This window comes from Rheinheimera pacifica (genome assembly GCF_024809855.1).
GTDB lineage: Bacteria > Pseudomonadota > Gammaproteobacteria > Enterobacterales > Alteromonadaceae > Alishewanella > Alishewanella pacifica_A.
In genome coordinates this window covers 130,578-143,122 of the sequence record NZ_JANUEM010000001.1, presented here as the reverse complement: position 1 = coordinate 143,122, position 12,545 = coordinate 130,578, and the positions used below count along the sequence as shown (strand labels likewise).

Genomic DNA, 12,545 nt, shown 5'->3' with positions numbered 1-12,545 from the left:
CAGTTTTGCGGACAACATGCCTAAACTAAATCACATCAGAAACTTTTCTATTATTGCCCATATCGACCATGGTAAATCTACGCTGTCTGATCGTTTAATTCAGTATTGTGGCGGTTTATCTGATCGTGAAATGCAGCAACAGGTACTGGACTCAATGGACCTAGAGCGTGAGCGCGGTATTACCATTAAAGCGCAGAGCGTTACGCTGTATTACAAAGCAGACGATGGTGAAACTTATCAGCTGAACTTTATCGATACGCCAGGTCACGTCGATTTTACCTATGAGGTAAGCCGGTCACTGGCTGCGTGTGAAGGTGCGCTGCTGGTAGTAGATGCCGGCCAGGGCGTAGAGGCGCAAACAGTAGCTAACTGCTATACCGCGCTGGATATGAATTTAGAAGTGTTGCCGGTACTGAATAAAATTGATTTGCCGCAGGCTGAACCAGACCGGGTATCAGAAGAAATCGAAGATATTATCGGTATTGAAGCTTTAGGTGCTGTGCAGTGCTCAGCTAAAACCGGTTTGGGCATTAAAGATGTGCTGGAAACCATTGTTAAAAAAATCCCGCCACCGGAAGGTGAACCCGAGCAGCCAACACAGGCGCTGATTATTGACTCCTGGTTTGACTCTTACCAGGGTGTTGTGTCGCTGGTACGGGTGAAGCACGGCAGCATCAAAGCCAAAGATAAAATTAAAGTTATGTCTACCGGCCAAAGCTATGAAGTAGACAAAGTGGGGGTATTCAGCCCCAAAGCCACTAACACCGGCGAATTAAAAACCGGTGAAGTAGGCTTTGTTATTGCCGGTATTAAAGAGATTAAAGGTGCACCGGTAGGTGATACTTTAACGCTGGCGAAAAACAGTGCCGAAACAGCACTGCCAGGTTTTAAGCGTATTAAACCTCAGGTTTATGCCGGGGTATTCCCGGTATCCAGTGACGATTACGAAGATTTCCGCGATGCGCTGGCCAAGCTTAGCTTGAACGATTCGTCGCTGTTTTATGAGCCGGAAAACTCCGGTGCACTGGGCTTTGGTTTCCGTATTGGTTTCCTGGGTATGCTGCACATGGAAATTATTCAGGAACGTTTAGAGCGTGAGTACGATCTGGACCTGATCACCACGGCACCAACAGTAGTGTACGAAGTGCTGAAGAAAAACGGTGAAACCGTGATGGTAGACAACCCCAGCGCTTTGCCTGCCGTAAATGATATTGATGAAATTCGCGAGCCGATTGTTGAAGCACATATCCTGGTGCCGCAGGAATACCTGGGTAATGTTATTACCCTGTGTATTGAAAAACGCGGTGTGCAGATGAATATGAGCTATCACGGCCGTCAGGTGGCCGTGGTATATGAGCTGCCGATGGCCGAAGTGGTAATGGACTTCTTTGACCGTTTAAAATCGACCAGCCGTGGTTATGCCTCTCTGGATTACAGTTTTAAACGCTTCCAGGTCTCGAATATGCAGCGGGTAGATATTTTGATTAACGGCGAGCGGGTAGATGCGCTGGCTATTATCAGCCATATTGATTTTGCTCAGGGCCGTGGCCGGCAACTGGCTGACAAATTAAAAGAGCTGATCCCACGCCAAATGTTTGATATCGCTATTCAGGCTGCTATAGGCAACCACGTTATTGCCCGTACTACTGTTAAGCAGATGCGTAAAAACGTACTGGCGAAATGTTATGGCGGTGACATCAGCCGGAAGAAAAAACTGCTGCAAAAGCAAAAAGAAGGTAAAAAACGCATGAAGCAGGTAGGTAATGTGGAAGTTCCACAGGAAGCCTTCCTCGCCATTCTGAAAGTGGGTAAATAAATAAGGGATTTACATGGCAGGCTATTTTGCAATCTTTCTGGTGTTATTAACACTGGCCAGCGGTTTAATCTGGTTGCTGGATGCTTTAGTGCTGGCGCCAAAACGCCAGCAAAAACTGGTTAGCGCTCAAACCGCTGCTGGCGGTGAATTACCGCTTGAGGCCGGTGAAGAGCTGCTCAAAGAGCCGCAACTGGTAGAAACAGCAAAATCTATTTTTCCTGTTATTGCCCTGATCACTATTTTCCGCTCTTTTATTTATGAGCCGTTTCAGATCCCGTCAGGCTCAATGATGCCAACGCTGCTGGTAGGTGACTTTATTCTGGTGGAGAAATTCTCCTACGATGTGAAAGATCCGGTGTGGCGCAAAACCTTATACAGCAATAACAAGCCGCAGCGTGGCGATGTGGCCGTGTTTAAATACCCGGAGCAACCCACCATCGACTATATTAAACGGGTTATCGGTGTGCCGGGAGACAGGGTTATTTATCGCAATAAACAACTGTTTATTGAAAAAGCCTGCACCGTCGCTGAGCAAACAGATTGTGGCAAGCTGGAAATGGTGGAGCTGAGCCTGAAAAACGAAGGCGAGTTTTACCAGGATCAAAGCCCGCAGCGCCGCTACTCTGAACAACTTGGTAAAGTGACGCATGACATTTTGCAAACACCGGCAAGACGCGAGCACACTGAGTTTTTCTTTAAACAGCGCGGCACCGCAATTGATGAGTTTGTTGTGCCGGAAGGCCACTATTTTGTGCTTGGCGATAACCGTGATAACAGCCGTGATGGCCGGTTCTGGGGCTTTGTGCCAGAGGACAATATGGTTGGTAAAGCGGTATTTATCTGGATGAGTTTTGAATTTAATGAAGACCCCAACAGCTGGTTACCGGGTTGGGTACCAACGGGAGTGCGTTTTGGCCGGCTTGGTCCTATTCACTAAGCGGTACAGCCAGCACTAAGAGACAAGCATGCAAAAATCGTTAACACCACTGATGGCCCGTTTGGGCTATCAGTTTCACCAACCGGCGCTGCTGGAGCAAGCGCTTACCCACCGTAGTTGCAAAGGCCAGCATAATGAGCGGCTTGAGTTTCTTGGCGACGCCATACTAAGCTTAGTAATTGCAGAAACTTTATACGATAATTTCCCTAAAGCGCGTGAAGGCGATTTAACCCGTATGCGCGCAGCGCTGGTAAAGGGCGTTACGCTAGCTGAAATTGCTCAGGAACTGCGGCTGTCAGACCATTTAAGGCTTGGGCCGGGCGAGCTTAAAAGCGGTGGTTTTCGCCGTGAATCTATTTTAGCTGACGCGGTTGAAGCCATTTTGGGCGCTATTTACCTTGATAGCGGTATGGCTGCCTGCAAAGAGCGTATTCTGCTTTGGTTTGGCTCGCGGCTTAATACTATTACACCGGGTGAGCAGAAAGACTCTAAAACGCTGTTGCAGGAGCACCTGCAAGGGCTACGCTTAGCGCTACCGCAATACGATGTGGTAGCAACCGCTGGCGAAGCGCATCAGCAAACCTTTACCGTGCGCTGTACTATCGCCGGTATGGCACCTTTTACCGCTACCGGCAGTTCACGCCGTAAGGCAGAGCAAGACGCCGCTCATATGGCGCTGGAAAAAATCAAGCATGACAGATAACACTCAAACGCCAACCTATGCTGCTTTGGTGGCGATTGTGGGGCGGCCTAATGTGGGTAAGTCGACCTTACTAAATAAGCTGGTAGGGCAAAAAGTCAGTATTACGTCAAAAAAGCCACAAACTACCCGGCATCGTATCGTTGGTATTGATACCCGTGATAATTACCAGACGGTGTATGTAGACACCCCTGGCCTGCACAGTGAAGAGAAACGTGCTATTAACCGGCTAATGAACAAAGCTGCTGCCAGTTCAATTTTAGATGTAGAGTTTGTGCTGTTTGTTGTTGAAGGCACCCGCTGGAACGATGATGACCAGATGGTACTGAACCGGCTGATTGCCGCGAAAAAGCCGGTGATCCTGGTTGTCAATAAAGTGGATTTGTTCCGTGATAAAGACACCTTGCTGCCACATTTGCAATGGCTGGGTGCGCAGCTTAATTTTGTTGATGTGGTGCCATTGTCTGCAGAAACCGGCGACAACGTAGAGGCGCTGCGCTCTGTGGTACAGCAGCATTTACCACCATGTGAATTCTTCTTCCCGGATGATTACGTTACTGATCGCTCCATGCGCTTTATGGCAGCAGAGATTGTGCGCGAAAAACTGATGCGCTTTTTAGGCGATGAATTACCGTACTCTGTTACCGTAGAAATTGAGCGCTTTAAGTGGGAAGAAAAGCACTACCATATAGCGGCACTGGTGCTGGTAGAGCGCGATAGCCAAAAACGCATGGTTATCGGCAATAAAGGTGAGCGGATAAAAACCATTGCCACCGAGGCCCGTATTGATATGGCTGCAATGCTTGACCAGCCGGTATTTTTGCAGGTATGGGTTAAAGTAAAATCTGGCTGGGCTGACGATGAGCGGGCCTTGCGTAGCCTGGGTTACGGCGAAGATTAAAGCATTATGCACGCTGAGCTTTGGCCTGCTTTTATTTTACACAGCCGCCCGCTTGGTGAAGACAAGCTGATTTTACAATTATTGCTGCCAGAGCAGGGCCGTGTTTCTGCAGTGGTACGCAAACGCCAGGGCAAGCAACGCCTGGCGCTACAGCCGTTTCAGCCGTTTATGTTGCAGCTTAGTGGTCGTACAGAGCTAAAAACGGTAAAAAGCATTGACGAAGCCGCAGCGGCTTTTTTATTTAGCGGTAAGGTGCTGTACAGCGGCATTTATCTTAATGAACTGATATGCCGTTTATGGCCGGATAACCTGGCGGCTGAACAACTGTTTAATCTTTATCAGCACAGCCTGCAACAGCTGATGCTGGTGCAGCAGGGCAGCGGCGAGCTTGAACCCTGTTTGCGTGAGTTTGAGTTTGCGCTGCTAACGGAGCTTGGCCAGCCAATTGACTGGCAGCAAGATGCTGATGGTAACCCATTGAATACAGCCTGGTGTTATCAGTGGCAACATGAGCAGGGCTTTGTTGCCGCCGCTAATGGTTTTGCAGGCATGCACTTGTTAAATATTGGCAATGGCCAGTGGCAAAGTGCTGACACCCGCCGCTGTGCCAAACAGTTAAGCCGGCAAATTCTGGCCCCTTTGCTTGGCAGTAAACCGCTGGCCAGCAGGGCGCTGTTTGAAGGCGGTTGATTTTTCTTTTTATCGTCCGGAGTCTGGTATGTTTAATCCTGTTTTTCTTGGTGTCAATATTGACCACGTAGCTACGTTGCGTCAGGCCCGTGGTACTTACTACCCGGAGCCGGTACATGCAGCCTTAATGGCAGAGCAGGCCGGTGCTGACGGCATTACCGTGCACTTGCGCGAAGACCGGCGGCATATTGTTGATCGCGACGTGTTTGTATTGCGCCAGACTATTGCCACCCGGCTGAATTTTGAAATGGCAGTGACCGATGAAATGTTAGCTATTGCCAGCGAACTTAAACCACACTTTGCCTGCTTTGTACCGGAAAAGCGCCAGGAGCTGACGACTGAAGGCGGGCTTGAAGTAGCGGGCCAGTTAAGCCGTATTACCGATGCGGTAAGCCGGATGCACGAGCAGGACATTCTGGTGTCATTGTTTATTGATGCGGATCACCGCCAGATTGAAGCCGCAGCCAAAGCCGGTGCGCCTTATATTGAAATTCATACCGGCAAATATGCCGAAACTAAAGATGCTGCAGTGCAGGCAGCAGAGCTTGCGCGCATTCGTGAAGCGGCTGAGTTTGCCTCGTCTTTGGGTTTAATTGTCAACGCCGGCCATGGTTTGCACTACCATAACGTACAGCCTATTGCTGCTATACCTCAAATGCATGAACTGAACATTGGCCATGCCATTGTGGCCCGTGCGATTTTCAGTGGCTTGGATGCTGCGGTACGCGAAATGAAACGTTTAATGGTTGAGGCGCGCAGCTAAATGGCAATTGTTGGCCTTGGCACTGATATTGTTGAAATTGCCCGTATTGAGCAAAGCCTGGCCCGCAGCCCGGCGCTGGTAAAGCGGATACTGACATCAGACGAGCAGGCTATTTATGCCGGTTTGGCAGAAAACCACCCGGCCAATGCCGCCCGCTATTTTGCCAAACGCTTTGCTGCTAAAGAAGCGGCAGCCAAAGCATTGGGAACGGGGATTGGCCGCGGGGTGTCGTTTCAGCATATCAGCATAAGCAATAATGCCGATGGGGCACCGAGGCTGGCGTTAACGGATTATGCCAGCGAACTGGCTGCAGGTATGGGAGTCAGCCATATCTGGCTGTCGATCACTGATGAGCAGGCTTATGCTGCCGCAACAGTTATTCTGGAGCGGCAATAGCGGCTTTACCAGTCAGGCCATTGCTGGCTTTCCTGCCACAGCGCCTGCAGTATGTCATCCAGTTCAAGCAACTCGGGTTCCAGTTCTGCCAGGCTTTTTCCCTGCTTTAGCTGGGTTTCCAGCAGCTCTGCCAGATTTTTTAGCCGTGGTACACCGGTATAGCAGCAGGCACCATGTAATTTATGCACTTGCTGTAATACCTGGTTTTCATCATGTATTGCCAATGCCTGTTGCAGCGCATGGCGGGTAGGCGTAATGCTGGCAATCAGCATTTGCAGCATTTCTTTCATTAAGTCGTGCTTGCCTGCGGCCCGCTCTATGGCTGTGGGCCAGTGTATCAGTTTGCTGCCGGGTAATGCCGGGATGCTTTGCTGCAAACGGCTGGCGGGGCAAAACTCCTGCAAGCTGCAATGCAGCATGGTTTCGTCCAGCGGTTTACTTAAAAACTCGTCAAAACCCAGTGTTAGCAAACGATCCCGTTCACCGTCAATGGCCTGTGCCGTTACGGCAATCACCGGAGTATGTTCATTCAGTGAGCTTTGCCTGATGCGCTGGCAGGCGGTTACACCGTCCATTACCGGCATATTAATATCCATAAAGATAATGTCATAGGCATGCTGGGTGGCTTTGTGCCACGCTTCGGCACCATCGCGCGCAGAATCAATATGATCAACATGCTCAGCCAGCAGAGTGTTAATTAACTTCAGGTTGGCGTCGTTATCGTCAACGGTCAGCACTTTAAGGCTAACCTTTTTCTGTTTTGCCTGCGGCAATATCGTACTGTATTGCTGCAAATACGGCTGTGCCAGTGTCAAAGCTAGTTTGCGGATATGTGGTGGTTTAGACAAACAGGCATTGGCTCCTGAGCTAAGCAGTGTTTCGCGCAAGTGTGGTGACAGAGTGTTAACCAGCAAGTAAGTATTATCGCACTGCAGTTTCACCTGGTGGATCAGATCCAGCACCTGATTTACCTGGTTAATAGCAATAGTACGGCCTATCAGGCCGATATCATAATGTTGCTGATGCGCCAGAGCTTGCTGCAGTTGGCCTTTGGTGGCACAGGCTGTCACCTGCAGCCCCCAGTGGTGCAGCAAACTTAATGTGGCTTCACGGGAGTGCTGTTGGGGTTCGAAGTACAGCAGGTGTTTGTTGTCCAGCACATCAAGTGGCAGGCTGTCGGCAACCGACAAATGATGGCGCTGGCATTTAATGGTAAACCAGAAGGTTGAGCCTTCGGCCTGTTTACTTTCAAAGCCAAGGTTGCCGCCCATAGCCTGCACTAAGCGCTGTGAGATCATCAGGCCCAGACCGGAGCCGCTTTGATGGCTGCGTGGGTCTTTGCTGGTAAAGCCCTGAAATAGTAATTGCTGTTGCTCGGTGCCGATACCGCGGCCGGTGTCCTGTACAGAGCAATGCAAAATAAGCTGATCTTCGTTAAGTAAGGTGCCCGACACACGAATAACAACACTGCCGTGATCAGTAAATTTAATGGCGTTACCGGCGATGTTCATCAGTACCTGTACAAAACGCCCCGGATCCGCAATTAAATCGTCCGGGCAGTCTGGTTCAATCATCAGTACCAGTTCCAGATGTTTATCGAACGCATTGGCGGCGAGCAATTCAGTCGCATCGTTCAGTACATCACGCAGTGAGAAGGGCTCCGGGTTAACAGACAAGCGGCCTTCTTCCAGTTTGGAGAAGTCCAGCACATCATTCACCAGATGCAGCAAACTATTGGCTGACTTTTGGATAGTGGTCAGGTAATCGTGCTGGCTGCTGGATAATTGGGTTTTAAGTAACTGGCGGGTAAAACCAATGACGCCATTTAACGGCGTGCGCAGTTCATGGCTCATTTTTGCTAAAAATTCAGATTTTTGCCGGTTTTCTTCCTGCGCTTTACGTTTGGCAAAATCAAGTTGAATATTCTGTACTTCCAATTGTTCCATACTTTGCTGCAAATCGCTGGTAACCTGTTCAATTTGCTGCTGCATATCCTGTTCCTGGCTGGCCAGAAAATGACCTAGCTGGTTTAGCCCCTGTTGCAGCTGGGCTAGCTCCTGTACCATGGTCATGTTGCGTGCTGTGGTGTTGCCGCTAAGCAGTTGTTGTAAATGTGCCTGTAACTGATGAACGGGTCTGTGAATGCAGCGCAGTAAATACCATACTGGTACAGTTGCCAGTAGCAGACAGGCCAGCAGTAACAGTAAAGCATTGAAGCGCACGGCCTGCTGTTGTAACTGCAACTGAGATTGCTGTAGCTGTACCAGCAGATAAGCAGTATCGCGCGGTTGTCCAGGCAGGGTTCCTGTGGCTAACGGTTGGTATAACAATAAACTGTTGCCATCAGATATCACCATGTCCGTGTTACTTAGCAATGTTGGCGCTGACAGCAACTGGTGCTTATTAAAATGCTGCGGGTTGGTGCTGAATATCAATTGGTTGTCGCCGTTAATCAGGCTTATATTGCTGATTAGCGGGGAGTTTAGCCGGTGGCTGTTATCCAGTAATTGCTGCAAAGCTGCGGTGTTGCCACGGCTGAGCAAGTCGTGGCTGCTGATAGCCAGTGGCAGGGCAATATGTCTGGCGCGGTCTGCTAAAGAAAATGCTAACTCATGATAGCGAACATAGCTAAAATAGCCGACGCAGAATACACTTACCAGTACAGCTGGCAGCAAACTGCAAAGCAGTAACCAGGAACGCAAACCCATTTTCGTCATCTATGCAGGCTGTTTAGTAAAGATTCTTGCTGCGATAATGACATAAGACGTCGCGCTTGCCTATAACCCGATAGAGAACCCATGCTTAACGTATATAAAGCCAGACCTAAAGCCAGTTTACTGGGCAAAACCTTTACCTTTCACATAGATGACAGCGATTATGAGGTGCATGGCATAAGCAAGCATGAGCAAAAAATAGCTTTTGTCAGTGCTGCGCTACCGGGTGAAAAAGTACAGGCTAAGGTGTTGGAAGACAAAGCCGGTTTTCTTAAAGCCAGTACGGTAAAAGTGTTGCAGGCGTCAACACTCCGTATTACACCGCCTTGCCAGTTTGCAGCGCAATGTGGCGGCTGTCAGTTGCAGCATATCAGTGCTGCCAGCCAGCGTGAGTTAAAGCAGCAGGGCGTTGATAAGCTGATTTGCCATCAAACTGGTTTAAAATCTTTGCCGTGGCAGCCTATGTTAACGGCCTCTGACAGCGGTTATCGCCGCCGTGCCCGCATCGGCATCTGGTATGACAAAAAGCTGCGCCGCTTTAGCATAGGTTTTCGCCAGAATGCCGATAAGCAAATTGTAGCCATAGACAATTGCATGGTGTTATCACCGCTGCTGGTACCGGTATTTAAGGTGCTGAATAAAGTGCTAAGCCAACTGAAAGACCCAACTGCGGTAACTCATGCTGAAGTGCTTGAAGCTGATGGCAAGGCTTTTGTGGTACTGCGGCATATCAAAGCGCTTACTGATATTGAACAGCAACTGTTTGTTGCTGCCTGGCCGGAGGCTATCTGGCTGGGAGAAGCGGAGCCGGGTATATTCAGCTATTGGCAGCAGCCTGTAATACCGCAATATCAGTTGACTGAGCAGCAGCTTAGCCTGCAGTTTGCACCGGATGATTTTATTCAGGTTAATGCTGTATTAAACCAGCAGATGGTGACACAGGCTGTTAACTGGTTGAATATCTCGGCCAATGACACTGTGCTGGATTTGTATTCCGGCATTGGTAATTTTACTCTGGCGCTGGCACAACGAGCCAAAACAGTGCATGCCATAGAAGGTGTTGCCAAAATGGTGCAACAACTGGCAACCAATGCTAAGTTAAACGGTCTTAGCAACGTAGAAGCGTATCAGGCCGATTTACACCTGGCCTGGCCAAAAGCGCAGTGGAACAAGCCGGTATATACCAAAGTACTGCTGGATCCGGCCCGAGCCGGTGCGCAGGGGGCCACAGAGCAGATAGCAAAGCTAAAACCGGCACAGATATTGTACGTGTCGTGCAATGCCGCCACCTTCGCCCGTGATGCCAGAGTATTGCTGCAAAGCGGTTACAAGCTGGATAAAATAGGCGGTGTTGATATGTTTGCGCATACCAGCCATCTTGAATTAATGGCGTTGTTCAGCCGGTAGTAAAAAAGAGGGAACAGCACATGGTTAGGGTTCGCCAGTCGCACAGCACTGATTACAACAGTGGTGAAACGCTGGAATGGTTATGCTCACTGGGGCTGACTGAAAAGAAAATCAGCAGTTTGATGGCCGCGGCTGAGTGGTTGAAACAGCATCAGTTGGTAGAACCCATACTGGCTGTTCGCACCGGCTGGGAGATGGTCGAAATTCTGGCAGAGCTGCGAATGGATAGTGACTCTTTACTGGCTGCTTTGCTGTTTCCGCTGCTGGAAGCTGAGTTGGTTAGTCTGGAGCAACTGGAGTCTGCTTTTCCGTCTCATGTATTAACCATGCTGCGTGCGGTGCAGCAGATGGAGGCTATCCGGAGTATTCCTACCGGCCCTAATCAGAGTGTTAACCCGCAGCAGGCCGATAATCTGCGCCGTATGCTGCTGGCGATGGTAGAAGATGTGCGTGCGGTGGTGATTAAACTGGCCGCGCAAATTTGTTACCTGCGTGAGGTTAAAAACGCCGACGAAGAAACCCGGGTACTGGCGGCCAAAGAAACCAACGCTATTTTTGCCCCGCTGGCCAACCGTTTAGGCATTGGCCAAATTAAGTGGGAGCTGGAAGATTTTGCGTTTCGGTATTTGCACCCGCAATTGTACAAGCAAATAGCCAGTTTGCTGGAAGAAAAGCGCCTTGACCGCGAACAGTATATGCAAGACTTCGTTGCTGCCGTGCGGCAAAAAATGGCCGATGCCAATCTGGCCGTAGAAGTGTATGGCCGGCCCAAGCATATTTTCAGTATCTGGAAAAAAATGCAGAAAAAACAGCTGGCCTTTGATCAGTTATACGATATCCGTGCAGTGCGCATTGTGACCGACAAAGTACAGGATTGCTATGGTGCGCTGGGCATAGTGCATACTAGCTGGCGGCATTTACCAAAAGAGTTTGATGATTATATCGCCACACCAAAACAAAACGGGTATCAGTCAATTCATACCGTTGTACTGGGGCCGCAGGGCCGGGCAGTAGAAATTCAGATCCGCACCCGGCAGATGCATGAAGACTCAGAGCTGGGCGTAGCGGCACACTGGCGCTATAAAGAAGGCGCTGTAGCCGGTAAAGATGGTGCCAATGATGAGAAAATTGGCTGGCTGCGTAAATTACTGCAATGGCAGGAGGATGTGGTAGACAGCAGCGATTTAGCTGAAGAGCTGCGCAACCAGGTTATTGAAGATCGCGTTTATGTTTTTACGCCTAAGGGCGATATTGTCGATTTACCGATGGGTTCAACACCGCTGGATTTTGCTTATTATGTGCACTCTAATGTTGGCCATCGGTGCATTGGGGCCAAGGTGTCCGGCCGGATCGTACCTTTTACCTATCAGATGAAAACCGGCGATCAGGTAGAAATACTTACCGGCCGTGAACCTAATCCCAGCCGCGACTGGTTAAATCCGCATTTGGGTTATTTAAAATCCAGCCGTGCCCGTTCAAAAGTGCAGTACTGGTTTCGCCTGCAGGACAGAGATAAAAACCTGGCTGCCGGCAGAGAACTGCTGGATACCGAACTGACACGGCTGAATCTGGTAATGGAGTACCCGGCCAAAGTACTGAGCCGGTTTAACGTTAATAGTATGGACGAGCTATTGGTAGGTATTGGCGGCGGCGAAATTAAAGTGACCCAGGTAGTGCACTTTATTCAAAGCCAGTATGTTAAAGAAGAGCCGGAAATAGATCCGCGTTTAATTACCAAACCGCTGCCTGCAACTAAAGCGAAAAGCGATGTAGTTGTGCAGGGCGTGGGTAACCTGCTGACGCATATGGCCGGTTGCTGCCACCCGCTACCGGGCGATGCTATTATCGGCTATATAACGCAGGGCCGTGGTATTGCTATTCACCGTGATGACTGCGACCAGTTTAAAACCCTGCAGGACAGCCACCCCGAGCGGGTAGTAGATGCCACCTGGGGCGATAAATACGCCTCTGGCTATGAGGTGGATATCCGTATCGTAGCGCATGATCGCAATGGTTTACTGCGGGACATCACCAGTATTTTGGCTAACGAAAAAGCCAACGTGACCAAGATGAGCAGCAGTTCGGATATTAAAGCGCAAACCGCAGTAATTAATATGACGATGGAGCTGTATAATCTGGACTCACTTAATAAGTTATTAAGTAAAATCAGCCAGATAGATGATGTAGTAGAAGCCAAGCGTTTTCATCATTAATCTTTCGC

Annotated in this window: 10 protein-coding genes; 9 read left to right on the top strand and 1 reads right to left on the bottom strand. The window is 49.5% G+C overall.

Annotated features, from left to right (window positions below):
- The first annotated feature begins 16 nt into the window (after positions 1-16).
- Genes lepA through acpS form a run of 7 tightly spaced genes read left to right on the top strand, consistent with a single transcriptional unit; the run spans position 17 to position 6,203 of the window.
- Complete coding sequence (gene lepA / locus M2404_RS00675; RefSeq protein ID WP_259237559.1) at positions 17-1,816, top strand: translation elongation factor 4; 1,800 nt, start codon at positions 17-19, stop codon at positions 1,814-1,816.
- 13 nt (positions 1,817-1,829) lie between these two features.
- Positions 1,830-2,753: a signal peptidase I gene (gene lepB / locus M2404_RS00670; RefSeq protein WP_259237557.1), complete on the top strand. Its 924-nt coding sequence runs from the start codon at positions 1,830-1,832 to the stop codon at positions 2,751-2,753.
- 28 nt (positions 2,754-2,781) lie between these two features.
- Entirely contained in the window at positions 2,782-3,456 is a 675-nt protein-coding gene (gene rnc, locus M2404_RS00665) for a ribonuclease III (RefSeq protein WP_259237555.1), read from the top strand.
- Positions 3,446-4,354: a GTPase Era gene (gene era / locus M2404_RS00660; RefSeq protein ID WP_259237553.1), complete on the top strand. Its 909-nt coding sequence runs from the start codon at positions 3,446-3,448 to the stop codon at positions 4,352-4,354. The genes rnc and era overlap by 11 nt, the downstream gene beginning before the upstream one ends.
- 6 nt (positions 4,355-4,360) lie before the next feature.
- Complete coding sequence (gene recO, locus M2404_RS00655) at positions 4,361-5,044, top strand: DNA repair protein RecO (RefSeq protein ID WP_259237551.1); 684 nt, start codon at positions 4,361-4,363, stop codon at positions 5,042-5,044.
- 28 nt (positions 5,045-5,072) lie between these two features.
- Entirely contained in the window at positions 5,073-5,807 is a 735-nt protein-coding gene (gene pdxJ, locus M2404_RS00650; RefSeq protein ID WP_259237550.1) for a pyridoxine 5'-phosphate synthase, read from the top strand.
- Complete coding sequence (gene acpS, locus M2404_RS00645) at positions 5,808-6,203, top strand: holo-ACP synthase (protein WP_259237549.1); 396 nt, start codon at positions 5,808-5,810, stop codon at positions 6,201-6,203.
- Between the two features lie 5 nt (positions 6,204-6,208).
- On the opposite strand, the gene barA is transcribed toward acpS, so the two are convergent.
- Entirely contained in the window at positions 6,209-8,920 is a 2,712-nt protein-coding gene (gene barA, locus M2404_RS00640) for a two-component sensor histidine kinase BarA (protein ID WP_259237547.1), read from the bottom strand.
- An 81-nt stretch (positions 8,921-9,001) separates the two neighbouring features.
- On the opposite strand from barA, the gene rlmD reads away from it, so the two are divergent.
- Together rlmD and relA are read left to right on the top strand one after the other, a co-directional pair.
- Positions 9,002-10,324, top strand: a complete 1,323-nt coding sequence (rlmD, locus tag M2404_RS00635) for a 23S rRNA (uracil(1939)-C(5))-methyltransferase RlmD (protein WP_259237546.1) — start codon at positions 9,002-9,004, stop codon at positions 10,322-10,324.
- A gap of 20 nt (positions 10,325-10,344) precedes the next feature.
- Positions 10,345-12,537 (top strand): GTP diphosphokinase, encoded by a 2,193-nt coding sequence (relA, locus tag M2404_RS00630; RefSeq protein WP_259237544.1) that lies wholly within the window; start codon positions 10,345-10,347, stop codon positions 12,535-12,537.
- Positions 12,538-12,545: the final 8 nt, after the last annotated feature.